Here is a 16,606-nt window from a genome sequence, read left to right on the forward strand (position 1 = left end):
CGGGGCGCGCGGCGCCGCGCCGGCGCCGCCCGTGCGCGGGGCGCCCGCGCCGCCCCCCCCCCCCGCCCCCCGCCCCGGGCGGCGGCGCGCCCCCCCGCCCCCCACGCCGGGATCCGACATCGACCAGGCACGTACCGCGGCCTCCAGTTGCGGTCGGTAGAGCCCCGTATCCCGCGACCGGATCAGCTCGGTCAGCCTCCCGAGGACGGCTCGCGCGTCACCCTGCGTCTCGACCTCGGCGATCGCCCGGTCGAACGCCTCGACGGACAAACGCTCGAAGTACGCCAGCAGGTCGCGCTTGTATCCCTCGGCACCATCGAAATGGTGGTGAAAGGACCCCTTGGACAATCCCAGGCGGGCGGCGATCCGGTCGATGCGCACCCCCGAGGCCCCCTCGGCGGCCAGCACCCGGATGCCCTCGTCCAACCAACGGTCACGCGCCGCACTCACGCCCCGACCATACCAGGAGGTACGGTGCCCGGACGTGCCCGCGACACGCCCCTGAACGAAACAAGGCCACCCGAAGGGTGGCCTTGTCAGGGAGATCGCGGGCGACCTCCCACCGGCGCTCACCGCGCCGACGATCCGATCATCCGTCCGTGGGTGGAGCTATGGGGATTCGAACCCCAGACCTCCTCCATGCCATGGAGGCGCGCTACCAGCTGCGCCATAGCCCCTGGTCACCGCTTCGAGTGCTCTCGTTGCGGCGCTCGGGAAGCATATAAGGACACCGGCGTGTTCACCTAATCGACGACCACACGGCCCGCGCCCGCCACCGGGGCGCAAGCCGCGCCGCCCGAAGGTCAATCCTGGGTGACCTCGGGGTTGTCGTCGCTGCTGACCGGCTCGGGGAGGGTCCCCGCGTTGTGCTCCAGCAGACGCCAGCCCTTACGCCCCTCCTCCAGCACCGACCACGAGCAGTTTCCGAGACCTCCCAGGGCGGGCCAGAGCTCCTGCGGCAGGTTCATGAGCTTGGCGATACCGAGCCGGATCGCCGCCCCGTGGGAGGCGACGACCAGCAGGCCGTCGGAGTCGATCTCCGCCGCCCAGCGGCGGATGGCCGAGGAGACCCTGTCGGCGACGTCGGTGACCGCCTCACCGCCCGGCGCCTCCCAGTCGGCGAACTCCCGGGGCCACCTCTTGAAGATCTCCTCCCGGGTGAGCCCTTCCCACTGGCCTCCGCCCCGCTCTCGCAGATCCTTGTCGACACTGACGTCCAGGCGCGTGACGCGGCCCAGCGCCGAGGCGGTGTCGAAGGCACGCTGGAGATCGGAGGAGACGATCCTGCTCGGGCGGAGAGCGGCGAGCAGCGAGGCCGCGCGGGTGGCCTGCGCGATCCCGGTCTCGTCAAGGGGGATGTCGCTGTGGCCCTGGAAGCGGTGCTCGACGTTCCACAGCGTCTGGCCATGCCTGAGGCAGACGACGCGGCGACTCACTCAGCTACCGTCCCGCGGGCGCGCTGGGCGGCGACCTGGGTCACGCTGTCCGGCAGCGAGATGGAGGGGCAGTCCTTCCACAGGCGCTCCAGCGCGTAGAAGGTGCGGTCCTCCTCATGCTGGACGTGCACGACGATGTCGATGTAGTCCAGCAGGACCCAGCGGCCCTCGCGCTCACCCTCGCGACGGACGGGCTTGGCGTCGGCCGCGATTCGCAGCCGGTCCTCGATCTCGTCGACGATGGCGCGGACCTGACGGTCGTTGGTGGCGGAGCAGAGCACGAACGCGTCGGTGATGACGAGCTGGTCGCTCACGTCGTAGGCGAGAATGTCATCGGCCAGTTTGTCCGCCGCCGCCTCGGCGGCGAGCCTGACGAGCTGGATGGATCTTTCTGTTGCTGTCACGGTGTGGGTCAGTCCTCCTGCTAGTCGGCGCTGTCACCTATCAGGGTGCCCGATTCGGCGCTTGTTGAAGAGCCGCCTGTTGGACAACGCCTATCGTGTGTCACCCGATTCCGCACCGCAAACGAATTGCCGCCCTGATCAGGGGCGTCCTCGGCGGGCGGGGCCGCGTTCGTCGATCTCGGGTGGGACGGGCACGGCCCGCGCGGTCGGCGATCATGCCGGATGAGCCGCGGATACTCGTCCCACGCAAATTTCTCGAATCATAGCGAATTTCATCAAAATCGGCCCCCGCTCACCGGCCACCGGAAGGTCTGGCCGCCGTGTCGCCGTACAGACCGCGCTTGTTGATGTACTGGACGATGCCGTCGGGGACGAGATACCAGATGGGCTCCCCGGAGGCCACCCGCTGGCGACACTCCGACGACGAGATGGCCAGCGCCGGGATCTCCACCAGGCTCACCTTGCCGTCGGGCAGGCCGGGGTCGTGCAGGACGTGGCCGGGCCTGGTGGCACCCACGAAGTGCGCGATGGTGAACAGCTCGTCGACGTCGCGCCAGCTCAGGATCTGGGCGAGCGCGTCGGCCCCGGTGATGAAGTAGAGATCCACATCGGGCCCCCAGGCGGCGGAGATCTCCCGGAGCGTGTCGATGGTGAAGGTGGGACCCGGGCGGTCGATGTCGACGCGGCTCACCGAGAACCTGGGGTTGGAGGCGGTGGCGATGACCGTCATGAGATAGCGGTCCTCGGCGGCCGAGACGATCTTGTCGGCCTTCTGCCACGGCTGTCCCGTCGGCACGAAGACCACCTCGTCAAGATCGAAATGGTGAGCGACCTCACTGGCCGCGACCAGGTGACCGTGATGGATCGGGTCGAAGGTCCCGCCCATGACGCCCAGACGTCGCTTCCCCTTGCCCGTAGGCACGTTCATCATGAAACGGACCATACGTGCAAGCCGTACACAGCTTTTAATCACCCCCCGCGCGTGGCAGGCGGACCCGACGTAGCATGCCGGACATGACCACCACCCCGGATCGCAACCGCGTGCAGCTTCCCGGCATCAGCTCGCGCGCCTACGAACATCCTGCCGATCGGTCCGCGCTGGTCGCCCTCCGGTCGCTCAGCGGGTTCGACACGGTGCTCAAGCAGATGTCCGGCCTGGTCAGCGAGCGCCGCCTGCGCCTGATCTACCTCGCCTCGGCCGTGCGCACCAGCGAGACCCAGTTCCGCTCGCTGCACGACATGGGCCGCGACGCCGCCTACACGCTCGACCTCCACCGCATTCCCGAGGTCTACGTGCAGCAGAGCCCGCTGGTGCAGGCGAAGGCGATCGGTTTCGACGACCCGTTCATCGTCGTCACGACCGGTCTCCTCGACCTGATGGACTCAGAGGAGCAGCGCTTCGTCATCGGCCACGAGACCGCCCACATCCTGTCGGGCCACGCGGTCTACCGGACCATGCTCGACATCCTGACCCGTCTCGCCACCCGCGTGGCCTGGATCCCGCTCGGCTACATCGGCCTGCGCGCGATCGTGGCCGGCCTGGAGGAGTGGCACCGCAAGTCCGAGCTCTCCGCCGACCGAGGCGGCCTGCTCTGCGGCCAGGACTCCGACGCGGCACTGCGCGCCCTGATGAAGCTCGCCGGCGGCTCGCGCCTGCACGAGATGAACATCGAGGCCTTCCTAGACCAGGCCAGGGAGTACGACACGGCGGGCGACGTCCGTGACGGCCTGCTCAAGGTCCTCAACCTGCTGGGCACCACCCACCCGTTCGCCGTCTCGCGCGTCGCCGAGCTCGACAAGTGGCGCCGCAGCGGCGAGTACGAGGCGATCCTCGCCGGTGAATACCCCCGCCGCACCGACGACGCCAACGCGAAGATCTCCGAAGAGGTCAAGGCGGCCGCCCGCTCCTACCGTGAATCCTGGTCGCAGTCCCAGGACCCGTTCATCGGCGTCCTGCGCGACGTCGCGGAAGGCGCCGTCAACGCCGGAGAGCGTATCTTCAACCGCTTCTCCCGCCGCGATGGAAATTAATCAGAAGCTCCACCAAAAGGGCCCGGGGACCGCTCCGGGCCCTTTTCCATGCAGGCCACACATGAAGTCCATACTCGAACAGGAGTGAGATCTACACGAGGAGGGCGATCGCGCGTACGGCCGCGGAGCACAGGGCGACGAACCCGCCCAGTACGGCGAGCGCGCGCAGGCCCTCCTTGCGGAGTTCGACGAGCTCGGCACCGATCCGCTCGATCTCCCGGCCGAGGATGCCTCCGCAGACGACGCCGAACACGACGCCGGCGACGGCGACCGGGGCGGGATGCGCCCACCAGTCCGGGGGCAGCGAGCCGCCGAGGCTCAGCCAGAGCGCGCCCCCGGCGAGGGCCGCCGCCGGCAGCCCCGGCCACGCGAGGGCGGTCAGCAGCGAGACGACGAAGGTCAGTGGAAAGCCCAGCACACGCAGGACCGCCCGGGTCCTGGCCGACTTACGCTTCCTGACCAGCCAGTGCCCGGCCCACAGCGTACGGGCCAGCGTGGCGAACAGCCCGGTGACGGCGAAGGTGGCCGGCGGCCAGATGACCGTGGCCACGACGCACGGCACGGCCAGCACCGCCAGCAGTAGCAGCGCCGCGTTGCCCGCGGGCAACGGCCCCGCCCTGCCCCCGCCCTGGAGTTCTCCGGCCGCCCCGCCCCGCCCCTTACCGGTTTGGCGCCGCCGGACGGCTCTGCCCGCCGCGGCGGCTGGACGCCCGCCACGCGACGTCTCCGCGGCCGCGGGGGCCCGCCCGGTCCTGGACGTCTCACCTGTCGTGGCGGCCGCGCGTGCCCCGCGAGGTGTCTCACCGCTCGCGGGGGCAGAGCGGCCACGGGGCGCCTCGCCGACCGCGGCGGCCGGGCGCCCGCCACGGGACGCCTCACCGGGCGCCGGGAGCGCCCGGGCCGCACGGGCCGTCTCACCGGCGGGCACCGCCCTCCCCCCGCGCGGCGCGCCGTCCGTGTCGGCCGGGGACCGGGGCGGACGCACCGCTCCGTCCGTGGGAACGGACGACCTTCCTCTGCCGGTCTCCGCCCTGGCCGCCCGCCCGCTCTTGACGGGCTCCTCGCCCTTGGTGCCGGACCTGGAGCGGCCTTCCTGCTTCCTGCCCTGGCCGGGCTTCTCCCCCGCGAGGGTGCCCGGTTTCCTGACCGCCCCCGCCTCGGACGGGATCGTCCTCACCAGGCGGCCCAGGCGGCTGGTGAGGAGTGCCGCGGTGGGGCGCTTGGCCGGCTCGCGGTGCAGGGCCGCGCGGATCAACGGCAGCAGAGCCGCCGGGACGCCCTCAAGGTCGGCCTGGCCGTTGAGGATCGCGTACATCTGTGCCTCGACGGTGCCTCCACCGAAGGTGGGACGGCCGGTCGCGGCGAAGGCGACGGTGGCCGCCCAGGCGTGCACGTCCGCGGGCTCGCCCACGTGCTCGTCCGCGAACAGTTCGGGGGCGGCGTAGCCGGGGGTGCCCAGGAAGGTGCCGGTCAGGGTGAGCCGGGTGGCGTCCAGGACGTGGGCGATGCCGAAGTCGATGAGGACGGGCTCGTCGTCCCCGTTGACCACCACGTTGGCGGGTTTGAGGTCGCGGTGCACGACCCCGGCCGCGTGGATGATCGACAGGGCGATGGCGAGGCCCTGCGCGACACTGAGCAGGCCGGCGCCCTCCAGGCAACCGTCGCGGCGCACCCGATCCAGGAGGGTGTCTCCCTCGATGTGCTCCATGACCAGGTAGGGCCGGTCACCGTCGAGATCGGCGTCGACGACGCGGGCGACGTAGGGGCTCTCGACCCTGCGCAGGGCACGGACCTCTCGCTCCAGACGCACCCGGGCCTCGGAGCCCGGGTCGTGGACGTCGTGGAGCACCTTGAGCGCGACCCTGTCACCCCGGCGGCTGGAGGCGAGGTAGACCTCGCCCATTCCCCCCCGGCCAAGACGTTCCAGCAACGTATAGGGACCGACCCGCCCGAGACGACCCACGTGACCTCCTGCGTCGGCCACATGGGTCAGGGACCGCCGCGCCTATCGGGTCGCTCACTCCCGCTCGCTTCCCTGCTCTCCAGCCATAGGAGACCACACCATAGCGGGCGAGTGTGACGTTTTCCCGGCGGCACGCCGGACTCCCAGAAAGATCCGGAAGAGCGAAAGACCCTGCGGCTGCGGGATTCGCCGGGTCCGGGCGGTGCGCCCCGGGCCCAAGGAACGGCTCACGGGGCACCCGGAAGGCCGCGTCGCGACGTCCGGGGCCCCGCGGGAGCGACTTATCGGGACGCGGACTCGGGTGAGGCGAGGACCGTACCCTCGGCCGTGCGCAGATGACCTTCACCGGTGTAGACCCACTTGGTCGAGGTCAGCTCCGGCAGGCCCATGGGGCCGCGCGCGTGCAGCTTCTGGGTGGAGATGCCGATCTCCGCGCCGAAGCCGAACTCCCCGCCGTCGGTGAACCTGGTCGAGGCGTTGACCGCCACGGCCGCGGAGTCGACCAGCGCGACGAACCTGCGGGAGGCGCTGACCGAGCGCGTGACGATCGCGTCGGTGTGCGCCGAGCCGTACTTCCTGATGTGCGCGACCGCCTCCTCCAGCGAGTCGACCACGGCGGCGGCGATGTCCAGCGAGAGGTACTCCATCCGGAAGTCCTCCTCCCCGGCGGGCACCACATCGCCGTACGCCGCGACGCGCGCGTCGCCGTGCACCGTGACGCCCTCCGCCGCCAGCGCGGCCAGCGCTCGCGGCACGAAGGTGTCGGCCACGGCCGCGTGCACCAGGAGCGTCTCGGCGGAGTTGCACACCGAGGGCCGCTGAACCTTGGCGTTGATCAGGATCTGGATCGCGAGGTCCAGATCGGCGTCGGCGTCGACGTAGACGTGGCAGTTGCCCACGCCGGTCTCGATCACCGGGACGGTGGACTCCTCCACCACCGAGTTGATCAGCGAGGCGCCGCCGCGCGGAATCAGCACATCGACCAGGCCGCGGGCCCTCATGAGTTCCTTGGCCGAGTCGCGGCTCTGCCCGGGGACCAGCTGGACGGCTCCGGCGGGCACCCGGGTGCCCGCCAGCGCCTCCTGCATGATCCTGACGAGGACCGTGTTCGACTCGTACGCGCTGGACGAGCCGCGCAGCAGGGTGGCGTTGCCGCTCTTGAGGCAGAGCGCCGCGGCGTCCACGGTCACGTTGGGGCGGCCCTCGTAGATGATGCCGATCACGCCGAGCGGGACCCGGAGCTGGCGCAGCTCCAGCCCGTTGGGCAGCGTGTTGCCCCGGATCACCTCGCCGACGGGGTCGGGCAGGTCGGCGACCTGACGGACCGCCTCGGCGATCGCCTCGATCCTGGCCTCGTCGAGACGAAGACGGTCGATCATGTACTCGGAGATCCCGCTCTCCCGCGCCCTCTCCACATCGAGCGCGTTGGCCGCGACGATCTCGGCGGACGCGGCCACCAGCGCGTCGGCCATCACCCGGAGCGCGGCGTCCTTCGGCGCCCTCGGCAGCGGGGCCAGCTCCGCGGCGGCCTCTTTGGCCGCCAAGGCCACCTTCAGGAAGTCCTCGGACATCTCGCGCTCCAAAAAACTAGTTGTGGGATTCCAGTATGACGATGTCGTCGCGGTGGATCAGCTCTCGTTCGTACTCGGGCCCCAGGCTCGCCGCCAGTTCCCGGGTGGAGCGCCCGAGCAGCCCCGGAATCTCCCCCGCGTCGAAGTTGACCAGGCCACGCGCGACCACCCGGCCGAGCGGCCCGCACAGGTCCACCGGATCGCCCGCCGCGAACTCGCCCTCGACGGAGGTGACCCCCGCCGGGAGCAGCGACTTGCGGCGGCTCACCACCGCCTCGACGGCGCCGGAGTCCAGGTGGAGGCGTCCACGACCCGTGGTGGCGTGGGCCAGCCAGAGCAGGCGGGTGCCCGGGTGACGCCCACCGGGGTGGAAGTAGGTGCCGACGTCGGTTCCCGCGAGCGCCTGGGCCGCGTGCGCGGCGGCGGTGAGCACCACGGGCACACCCGCCCCTGTGGCGATCTTGGCGGCCTGCACCTTGGTGATCATGCCTCCGGTGCCGACCGCCCCGCCCTTGCCGAGCTCCACCCCGACGAGGTCCTCGGGCCCGCGTACGTCGGCGAGCCTGCGGGCGCCGGGACGACGGGGGTCGCCGTCGTAGAGCGCGTCCACATCCGACAGCAGCACCAGCGCATCGGCCCTGGTCAGGTGGGCGACCAGCGCGGCGAGCCGGTCGTTGTCGCCGAAGCGGATCTCGTCGGTGGCCACGGTGTCGTTCTCGTTGACCACGGGGACGATGCCCAGCTCCAGCAGCCGGGCCAGCGTGCGCTCGGCGTTGACGTGGTGCGAGCGGCGCATCATGTCGTCGGCGGTCAGCAGAACCTGGCCGACCCGCAGGCCGTACCGGGCGAAGGAGGAGGTGTATCGAGCCACCAGCACGCCCTGGCCGACCGAGGCGGCGGCCTGCTGGGTGGCGAGGTCGCGCGGCCTGGCGGGCAGGCCCAGCGGACCGAGACCCGCCGCGATCGCGCCGGAGGAGACCAGCACGATCTGGGTGCCGGCCTTGCGCCGGGCGGCGAGCACGTCGACCAGGGCGTCCACCCGGTCGACGTCGATCATCCCCCGCGGGGTGGTGAGCGAGGACGAACCCACCTTCACGACAAGGCGCGAAGCCGTACGGATCCGTTCGCGCGCAGAGTCCACGACACGCACCTCTCAAAGATGATCACTTGGAAGATCAGGTTATCCGAGCCGCCCGGACGGGGCGGGAAGCACACGGGACGCGCGCCGAGGCGCCCTCGCGAGGCCCCCGCTAGCCGAGCCGGTTGTCCGATCCGCGCGGCCCCTGACGTACGGCCTCGGCGTTGAGCGTCGGCTGCCAGTCGAAGATGTGTCCGCTCTCCATGGAGCCGATGATCACCTCGGCTCCGGCCTTCGCCCCGGCCTTGGTGAGCTCCTCCTCGACGCCGAGCCGCTCCAGCCGGTCGGCCAGGTAGCCCACGGCCTCGTCGTTGGTGAAGTCGGTCTGGCGGATCCACCGCTCCGGCCTCACCCCGGTGACCTGGAAGGTGTGGTCGTCGATCCTGCGGACGGCGAATCCCGCGTCACCGTGCTGCTTGGGCCTGATGACCAGGCGGGTCGGCTCCGGGATCGGAGCGGCGGCCCTCGCGGCGGCGACCATCTCCCCCATGGCGTAGGTCAGTTCCTTGAGTCCGTCATGGGTGGCCGCGGAGATCGAGAAGACCCGCAGTCCCCGCTCCTGGAGCATCGGCGTCACGATCTCCGCCAGCTCGCGGGCGTCGGGCACGTCGGACTTGTTGAGCACCGCCAGGCGCGGCCGGTCCTCCAGCTTGCCGTACGCGGCCAGCTCGGCCTCGATCGCCTCGTAGTCGCTGATCGGGTCACGGCCCGGCTCCATCGTGGCGCAGTCGATCACGTGCACGAGCGTGTTGCAGCGCTCGACGTGGCGCAGGAACTCGTGCCCCAGCCCCTTGCCCTCCGAGGCGCCGGGGATCAGTCCCGGCACGTCCGCGACGGTGAAGACGGTCTCGCCCGCGGTGACCACCCCGAGGTTGGGGACCAGGGTGGTGAACGGGTAGTCGGCGATCTTCGGGCGGGCGGCCGAGAGCGCGGCGATGAGGGAGGACTTGCCCGCACTGGGGAATCCGACGAGCGCCACGTCGGCGACGCTCTTCATCTCCAGCATGACGTCGAGCTCGTCGCCCGGCTCACCGAGCAGCGCGAATCCGGGGGCCTTGCGCTTGGCGGAGGCGAGTGCGGCGTTGCCGAGCCCGCCGTGCCCGCCCTCGGCGATCACGTAGCGGGTACCCGCGCCGATCAGGTCGATCAGGACCTCGCCGGTGGCGGCGTTCTTGACCACGGTGCCGTCGGGCACCGAGATGATGATGTCGCCGCCGTTGGCGCCGTCACGGTTGGCACCCTGCCCCTGCTTGCCGTTGTCGGCCTTGCGGTGCGGGCGGCGGTGATACTCCAGCAGGGTCGCCGTGTTGGCGTCGACCTCCAGGATCACGTCACCGCCCCGGCCTCCGTTGCCCCCGTCGGGACCGCCCAGCGGCTTGAACTTCTCCCGATGGACAGAGGCACAGCCGTTTCCCCCGTCACCGGCCTTGATGTGCAGGACCACCTGGTCCACAAAGTCCGGCATATCTACTTTCCTACCTCTATCTACGGGAAATTCCGGTGAAAACGCGAACAGGGGTGGACCGCTGAATGCGATCCACCCCTGCCCTCAACGTCTGTCGGCGCGAATCTACTCCGCGACCGGAACGATGCTCACCGCGCGGCGTCCGCGCTTGACACCGAACAGAACGTGGCCCGCGGCCAGCGCGAACAGCGTGTCGTCACTGCCACGGCCGACGTTGTCGCCGGGGTGAAAGTGGGTGCCGCGCTGACGAACGATGATCTCGCCGGCGTTGACCAGCTGACCGCCGAAGCGCTTCACACCGAGCCGCTGGGCGTTGGAGTCGCGGCCGTTCCGAGTGGACGACGCGCCCTTCTTGTGTGCCATCTCGCAAAACTCCCGAAACTCAGGCCTGGTCGATGCCGGTGATCTTCACCTGGGTGTACCGCTGGCGGTGACCCTGGCGCTTCTTGTACCCCGACTTGTTCTTGTACTTCAGAATCCGGATCTTCGGACCCTTGGTCTCACCGAGAATCTCGGCGGCAACCGTGAACTTGCCCGCCTCGGTGGTCACGTCGCCGTCGTTGACGACGAGGACCGTCGGCAGCGAAACCGTGGAACCGACCTCGCCGGCGACCTTGTCCACTTCAAGGACGTCACCGACGGAGACCTTCTGCTGCCTGCCGCCGCAACGAACGATCGCGTACACCGCGGAACCCTTCTTCTGACTGCTTGCTCGCTGGATGCTGCGCCCCGCATCCGGCTGTGGTCATTGATGACGTACCGGGTAGGCGCGCGAACAGGGCGCGCCATGAGCGCACCGGTTCACCAGGGTACCGGATTGACGGTGTCCTGGTCGAACCGGGCGGAACGTCGGGGGTGCCGGCCTTCGGCCCCGTCCCTGTGCGGGACGGGGTCTAATCGGCCGACCTGGCCTTGCGGGAGCGTCGCCGCCCCCGGCCAGAAGCCTGTGCTGCCTGACCGTCCTCATGCTGGACTCCATCAAGCGCATCGGTCACCGTATCACGCCCAGACTGGTCACCGGCCGCCACCGCGTGGTTACCGTCCTTGCCGAGCTTTTCCGCGACGGCCTTCTCCACGGCCATCTTGCCCTGGGTGCCGCGCGGCTCGGGCTTGCCCTCGACCGGTTCCGACGAGACGTGCAGGCCGCGGCCGTTGCAGCACTCACAGGTGGTCGAGAAGGCCTCCAGGAGGCCCTGGCCGACCCGCTTGCGCGTCATCTGAACCAGACCGAGGGAGGTCACCTCGGCCACCTGGTGCTTGGTACGGTCACGGGCCAGGCACTCCAGCAGCCGCCGCAGCACCAGATCACGGTTGTTCTCCAGCACCATGTCGATGAAGTCGATGACGATGATGCCGCCGATGTCGCGCAACCTGAGCTGGCGGACGATCTCCTCGGCCGCCTCCAGGTTGTTGCGGGTGACGGTCTCCTCGAGGTTGCCGCCCTGACCGGTGAACTTGCCGGTGTTGACGTCGACCACGGTCATGGCCTCGGTCCTGTCGATCACCAGCGAGCCGCCGCTGGGCAGCCAGACCTTGCGCTCCATCGCCTTGGCGATCTGCTCGTCGATCCGGTACGCGGCGAAGACGTCACCGCCCTCCTCCCACCTGCTGAGGCGGTCGGCCAGATGCGGGGCGACGTAGCGGACGTACTCGTCGACCGTCTCCCACACGTCCCCCGCGACGACCAGCGAGGCGAAGTCCTCGTTGAACACGTCGCGGACCACCCGGACGGTCAGGTCGGGCTCGGAGGAGAGCAGCTCGGGCGCGCTGGCCGACTTGGCCTTGCGCTGGATGTTCTCCCACTGCGCCGACAGCCTGGCCACGTCGCGAGCCAGCTCGTCCTCCGAGGCACCCTCGGCGGCCGTACGGACGATGACCCCCGCGTTCTCCGGCATGACCTTCTTCAGGATGCTCTTGAGGCGGGTGCGCTCCTTGTCGGGGAGCTTGCGGCTGATACCGGTCATCGAACCGTCGGGCACGTAGACCAGGTAACGTCCCGGCAGGCTGATCTGGCTCGTCAGGCGGGCGCCCTTGTGACCCATCGGATCCTTGGTGACCTGCACCAGCACCGACTGGCCGGACTTCAGCGCCACCTCGATCCGCTTGGGCTGTCCTTCCAGCCCTGCGGTGTCGAAGTTCACCTCTCCGGCGTACAGGACCGCGTTGCGGCCCTTGCCGATGTCGACGAACGCGGCCTCCATGCTCGGCAGCACGTTCTGCACCTTGCCGAGATAGACGTTGCCCACGTACGACTGGCTCGCCTCGCGGTTGACGTAGTGCTCGACGAGGACGCCGTCCTCCAGCACCGCGATCTGGGTGCGCCCGCCGGTGCGGCGGACCACCATCACGCGCTCGACGGACTCCCTGCGGGCCAGGAACTCCGACTCGGTGATGATCGGCGGACGCCTGCGGCCGAGCTCACGACCCTCGCGACGACGCTGCTTCTTCGCCTCCAGACGGGTCGAGCCGCGCACGCTCTGCACCTCGTCCACCGAGGTGCCGCGGCCGGCACGGGGCGCGCGGATGCGCACCACCGTGTTCGGCGGGTCGTCGGGGACGTCACCGGACTCGTCCGTGCCCCTGCGCCGCCTGCGTCGACGGCGACGCGAGCTGCCGCTCTCGGCCTCGTCGTCCTGCTCGGCCTCGGCCTGCTCCTCGTCGTCCTGCTCGGCCTCGGTCTCCTCGGTCTCGTCGAGGTCGCGCGCCTTGCCGCGGCCCCGGCCGCCCCTGCGGCGCCGACGCCGGCGACCTCCCGCGTCGTCGTCGCCCTCGCCTTCCGAGTCGTCGTCCTCGGGCTCCTCGGCGAGCTCGGCCCTCTCGGTCTTCTCGACCCGGTCGGCCTTGTCGACCCTCGCCTCGACGGGCTCGGGCTCGGGAGTGGCGGGCTGGACCGGCGCGGGACGCGTGGCGGGCTGTGCGGCCCGCTGCGGGTCGGGGGCCTGGAACAGTGGCTGGAACACCGCGGCGGGTGCCTGGAAGGTCACCGAGGGCACCTCGGAACGTTCCCTGGCGGCCAGGCCGAAGGGATCGGCGAACAGGCCGGGACGCTCCTCGATGATGTCCTCGCCCGCGGGCTCGTCGTCGAGCGGCTCGTCGGCCGGCAGGAGCTCCGCCTCGGCCTCCTCCACCTCGGCGGGAGGCACGTGGACGCTCTGCTCGGCCTCGACCGGCGGCGCCTCGCGCGGCGTGGCCTTCTTGCGCGTACGGGTGCGCTTGGCGGGGGCCGCGGGCGCCTCCTGGGGCGCGGGCTCGGCCTCGGCGAAGGGATCCGGTACGGCGACGGGCGCCACGGGGTGCGCCGGGGAGACCGTCACGGGTGCATCGGGGATCGCAGGGGTCTCGAGGGTCTCGGGGGTCGCAACCTCCGCGACCGGCTCGGCCGGCTTCTTCGCGCGGCTACGACGCGTGGTGGTGGTCGCACCGTCCGCCACCGCCGTCTTGCGCCTGGTGGCGCGCTTGGGCGCGGGCGCGGTGGGCTCCACCGTGGAGGTCTCGGGGACCTCGGGCGTCACGGTCTGCGCGACCGGTGCGGGCGGTGCCGTGACCACCGGGGCCGGCTCCGGCGGCTCCGGTGGAGGTCCGGCCGGCCTGCTCGCGGCCCTGCGACGGGTCGTCGGCGGTCGTGTCTCTTCTGTTGTCGTGTCCCCGTCAGGGCTGTTGACCCCGGCGTTGGGCTCGTTGTCGAGCATGCGGGCGCTCTCCCGTTCAGCTCCCGGGCGCGTCTCCGCGCCGCGCGGGAGCTCTCGTCTCTCACTGTCCGCCAGGCCTGGGGCCCGGCGCCAAGTCCTATATGTCGCCGCCGACGTGCCTGCCCACCGGTTCCGCTTCGCCGCCGCGCGTGATGTCGCGGTCCAGGCCGAACGGATCGGCGGGCTCACCGGTGTGAACGTCCAGCGGGCCCTGCGCCAGCCTGGTCACCTCGGGGGGCACCGGCGGCGCGAAGTCAGCCACAAGACGCAGTCCAGTGAGAACGTCGTCGGGTCGAACGGCAGGAGTTTCGTGCCGTACAACCATGCGAAGTATGACACATGGCTGACTGGACGCCTGACCTGCTGTTGTCTCTGTTACCTCAAATACCGTGAGGCTCAGCACCGCTTCACGTGCGTCGAAGCGCCGCATCCCCTTCTTCGTAAGGCGTTCGACCTCGACGTGTTCCGTGGCGAGGAATTTCTCGACCGCGGCCCCGGCGAGGGCGGAATCGGCTCCTCGAAGCCGCAGCTCCCACGCCGAGCACTCCATCCGGTCGGCCAGGCTCGCGGAGTCCGCCTCGACGACGTCGAGCACGTCGAGACCGGGAGGCAGTGAGGTGTCCAGAGCGGCTCGCAGCCTGCCGGGATCACACTCACGCGTCACGCTGATCTCGAAGTATTCGGCCTCGCTGGCGACCCCGGTGGGGGCGGCCGCTCCCACATAGGAGATCTTCGGGTGGGGCGAGAAGCCCGCGCTGAACGCCACCGGGACGTCGGCTCTCCGGACCGCCCGTTCGAGGGCCCGGGTGATGTCACGGTGACTGGTGAAGCGCAGGCGGCCGCGCTTGGCGTAGCGAACGCGCAGGCGCTGCACCACGGGCGCGGGCGGCGGCCCGTCAGGAGCGGGTTTCAGGGTGGTGTCGTCCTTCCCGAATCGTGGTCGTCGTTTCCGGAGGCGGTGCTCACGCGCCGCCCACCTCAGACAACCGTGAGTGGCAGCAGCTTCTTCCCGGTGGGCCCGATCTGGATCTCGGTGCCCATCGTGGGGCAGACGCCGCAGTCGTAGCACGGGGTCCAGCGGCAGTCCTCGACCTCGACGTCGTTGACCGCGTCCTGCCAGTCCTGCCAGAGCCACTCGCGGTCGAGCCCGGCGTCGAGATGGTCCCAGGGCAGGACCTCGTTCTCCTCGCGCTCACGCGTGGTGTACCAGTCGACGTCGACGCCCACCGCGGCGGCGGCGTCCATCCAGCGCTGGTAGGAGAAGTGCTCGCTCCAGCCGTCGAAGCGGCCCCCCTCGGCCCACACCGCACGGATGACCTTGCCGACCCGGCGGTCACCCCGGGAGAGCAGGCCCTCCACGATCGACGGCTTGCCGTCGTGGTACCGCAGGCCGATGGCGCGGCCGTACTCCCTGTCGCCCCGCAGAGCCTCCTTCAGCGCCTTCAGCCTGCGGTCGACCGTCTCGTGGTCGGCCTGGCCGGCCCACTGGAACGGAGTGTGCGGCTTGGGAACGAAACCGCCGATGGAGACCGTGCAGCGGACGTCGCGCGACCCGGTGGCCTCCCGGCCCGCCTTGATGACCTTCTTGGCCAGATCGGCGATGCCCAGGACGTCGGCGTCCTCCTCGGTGGGCAGGCCGCACATGAAGTAGAGCTTCACCTGCCGCCAACCCTGGGTGTACGCGGTGGTGACGGTCCTGATCAGGTCTTCCTCGGTGACCATCTTGTTGATCACCTTACGCATCCGCTCCGAGCCGCCCTCCGGGGCGAACGTCAGACCGGAGCGGCGGCCGTTGCGGGAGAACTCGTTCGCCAGGTCGATGTTGAAGGCGTCGACCCGGGTCGAGGGCAGCGACAGGGAGGTGTTGGTGCCCTCGTAGCGGTCGGCCAGCCCCTTGGCGACCTCGCCGATCTCGGAGTGGTCCGCAGAGGAGAGCGACAACAGGCCGACCTCGTTGAACCCGGAGGCCTTGACGCCCGCCTCGACCATGTCGCCGATCGTGGTGATCGAGCGCTCGCGCACCGGACGGGTGATCATGCCGGCCTGGCAGAACCGGCACCCACGGGTGCAGCCGCGGAAGATCTCCACACTGAACCGCTCGTGCACGGTCTCGGCCAGCGGGACCAGCGGCTTCTTGGGATAGGGCCACTCGTCCAGATCCATCACGGTGTGCTTGTGGATCCGCCACGGCACCCCCGACCTGTTGGGCGTGACCCGCTGGATCCGGCCGTCGGCGTGGTAGTCGACGTCGTAGAACTTCGGCACGTAGACCCCGCCGGACTCGGCCAGCCGCATCAGCAGCTCGTCGCGCCCGCCGGGCGAGCCCTCGGCCTTCCACTCGCGGATCACCTCGGTGATCGCGATGGCGACCTGCTCCCCGTCGCCCAGCACGGCGGCGTCGAGGAAGTCGGCGATCGGCTCGGGATTGAACGCCGCGTGCCCACCGGCCAGCACGATCGGGTCGTCGTCGCCCCGGTCGGCCGCCTCCAGCGGGATGCCCGCCAGATCCAGCGCGGTCAGCATGTTGGTGTAGCCGAGCTCGGTCGAGAAGGAGAGCCCGAGCACGTCGAACGCCCTCACCGGCCGGTGCGCGTCGACCGTGAACTGCGGCACGCCCTCGGAACGCATGAGCGCCTCGAGGTCGGGCCAGACCGCGTAGGTCCGCTCGGCCAGCGTCTCCGGCAGCTCGTTGAGGATCTCGTAGAGGATCTGGACACCCTGGTTGGGCAGGCCCACCTCGTAGGCGTCCGGATACATCAGTGCCCAGCGGACCGTGCTCTCGTCCCAGTCCTTGACGGTCGAGTTGAGCTCACCCCCCACATACTGGATCGGCTTCTGCACTCTGGGCAGGAGCGCTTCCAGGCGGGGAAACAACGACTCGACAGACATGCCGTCAAGAATATCCGCCT

The 16,606-nt window shown here is 70.3% G+C and carries 14 protein-coding genes and 1 tRNA gene; 1 reads left to right on the forward strand and 14 read right to left on the reverse strand.

Annotation, left to right across the window (positions count from 1 at the left end):
* The 5 genes from AB0B96_RS39420 to nadD form a co-directional block, all read right to left on the reverse strand.
* On the reverse strand, positions 1-450 hold a 450-nt coding region (locus AB0B96_RS39420; RefSeq protein ID WP_362907243.1), incomplete at its 3' end, for a helix-turn-helix domain-containing protein.
* 154 nt (positions 451-604) lie between these two features.
* Positions 605-677 (reverse strand) — tRNA-Ala (locus AB0B96_RS39425).
* 126 nt (positions 678-803) lie between these two features.
* The gene (locus tag AB0B96_RS39430) at positions 804-1,436 is read right to left on the reverse strand and encodes a histidine phosphatase family protein (RefSeq protein WP_362907245.1); all 633 of its coding nucleotides are present in this window, start codon (positions 1,434-1,436) and stop codon (positions 804-806) included.
* The gene (gene rsfS / locus AB0B96_RS39435; RefSeq protein ID WP_362907247.1) at positions 1,433-1,840 is read right to left on the reverse strand and encodes a ribosome silencing factor; all 408 of its coding nucleotides are present in this window, start codon (positions 1,838-1,840) and stop codon (positions 1,433-1,435) included. Before rsfS ends, AB0B96_RS39430 begins: the two co-directional genes overlap by 4 nt.
* Before the next feature lie 292 nt (positions 1,841-2,132).
* Entirely contained in the window at positions 2,133-2,771 is a 639-nt protein-coding gene (nadD, locus tag AB0B96_RS39440; protein WP_350945820.1) for a nicotinate-nucleotide adenylyltransferase, read from the reverse strand.
* A 74-nt stretch (positions 2,772-2,845) separates the two neighbouring features.
* Here nadD and AB0B96_RS39445 point away from each other — a divergent pair, with 74 nt between their 5' ends.
* Positions 2,846-3,871 (forward strand): M48 family metallopeptidase, encoded by a 1,026-nt coding sequence (locus tag AB0B96_RS39445; RefSeq protein ID WP_362907250.1) that lies wholly within the window; start codon positions 2,846-2,848, stop codon positions 3,869-3,871.
* Positions 3,872-3,962: 91 nt separating this feature from the next.
* Here AB0B96_RS39445 and AB0B96_RS39450 read toward each other — a convergent pair whose 3' ends face one another.
* The 9 genes from AB0B96_RS39450 to AB0B96_RS39490 all read right to left on the reverse strand — a co-directional run bounded on the left by AB0B96_RS39450 (position 3,963) and on the right by AB0B96_RS39490 (position 16,586).
* The gene (locus tag AB0B96_RS39450) at positions 3,963-5,834 is read right to left on the reverse strand and encodes a protein kinase (RefSeq protein ID WP_362907252.1); all 1,872 of its coding nucleotides are present in this window, start codon (positions 5,832-5,834) and stop codon (positions 3,963-3,965) included.
* Positions 5,835-6,115: 281 nt separating this feature from the next.
* A complete protein-coding gene (locus tag AB0B96_RS39455) occupies positions 6,116-7,405 on the reverse strand; it encodes a glutamate-5-semialdehyde dehydrogenase (protein WP_350945817.1) in 1,290 nt (429 codons plus the stop codon).
* 16 nt (positions 7,406-7,421) lie between these two features.
* Complete coding sequence (gene proB / locus AB0B96_RS39460; RefSeq protein WP_362907255.1) at positions 7,422-8,546, reverse strand: glutamate 5-kinase; 1,125 nt, start codon at positions 8,544-8,546, stop codon at positions 7,422-7,424.
* Positions 8,547-8,655: 109 nt separating this feature from the next.
* Complete coding sequence (obgE, locus tag AB0B96_RS39465; RefSeq protein WP_350945815.1) at positions 8,656-10,008, reverse strand: GTPase ObgE; 1,353 nt, start codon at positions 10,006-10,008, stop codon at positions 8,656-8,658.
* A gap of 105 nt (positions 10,009-10,113) precedes the next feature.
* Positions 10,114-10,371, reverse strand: coding sequence for a 50S ribosomal protein L27 (gene rpmA / locus AB0B96_RS39470; protein ID WP_030924780.1), 258 nt, complete (start codon positions 10,369-10,371; stop codon positions 10,114-10,116).
* Between the two features lie 19 nt (positions 10,372-10,390).
* Positions 10,391-10,693 (reverse strand): 50S ribosomal protein L21, encoded by a 303-nt coding sequence (gene rplU, locus AB0B96_RS39475; RefSeq protein ID WP_030924785.1) that lies wholly within the window; start codon positions 10,691-10,693, stop codon positions 10,391-10,393.
* Between the two features lie 208 nt (positions 10,694-10,901).
* Positions 10,902-13,697, reverse strand: a complete 2,796-nt coding sequence (locus tag AB0B96_RS39480) for an Rne/Rng family ribonuclease (RefSeq protein ID WP_362907257.1) — start codon at positions 13,695-13,697, stop codon at positions 10,902-10,904.
* Positions 13,698-13,794: 97 nt separating this feature from the next.
* Positions 13,795-14,574, reverse strand: a complete 780-nt coding sequence (locus AB0B96_RS39485; RefSeq protein WP_362907259.1) for a TIGR03936 family radical SAM-associated protein — start codon at positions 14,572-14,574, stop codon at positions 13,795-13,797.
* 101 nt (positions 14,575-14,675) lie between these two features.
* Entirely contained in the window at positions 14,676-16,586 is a 1,911-nt protein-coding gene (locus AB0B96_RS39490; protein ID WP_362907261.1) for a TIGR03960 family B12-binding radical SAM protein, read from the reverse strand.
* Positions 16,587-16,606 lie beyond the last annotated feature (20 nt).

Origin of the sequence: Streptosporangium sp. NPDC049046, from assembly GCF_040649155.1 — a bacterium.
Classification (GTDB): Bacteria; Actinomycetota; Actinomycetes; order Streptosporangiales; family Streptosporangiaceae; genus Streptosporangium.

Excerpts from the sequence above, each read along its gene's own strand:
- nadD (WP_350945820.1), bottom strand. The coding sequence starts at position 2,771 with ATGATGAACGTGCCTACGGGCAAGGGGAAGCGACGTCTGGGCGTCATG.
- AB0B96_RS39445 (WP_362907250.1), top strand. The coding sequence starts at position 2,846 with ATGCCGGACATGACCACCACCCCGGATCGCAACCGCGTGCAGCTTCCC.
- AB0B96_RS39455 (WP_350945817.1), bottom strand. The coding sequence starts at position 7,405 with ATGTCCGAGGACTTCCTGAAGGTGGCCTTGGCGGCCAAAGAGGCCGCC.
- obgE (WP_350945815.1), bottom strand. The coding sequence starts at position 10,008 with ATGCCGGACTTTGTGGACCAGGTGGTCCTGCACATCAAGGCCGGTGAC.
- rpmA (WP_030924780.1), bottom strand. The coding sequence starts at position 10,371 with ATGGCACACAAGAAGGGCGCGTCGTCCACTCGGAACGGCCGCGACTCC.
- AB0B96_RS39480 (WP_362907257.1), bottom strand. The coding sequence starts at position 13,697 with ATGCTCGACAACGAGCCCAACGCCGGGGTCAACAGCCCTGACGGGGAC.
- AB0B96_RS39490 (WP_362907261.1), bottom strand. The coding sequence starts at position 16,586 with ATGTCTGTCGAGTCGTTGTTTCCCCGCCTGGAAGCGCTCCTGCCCAGA.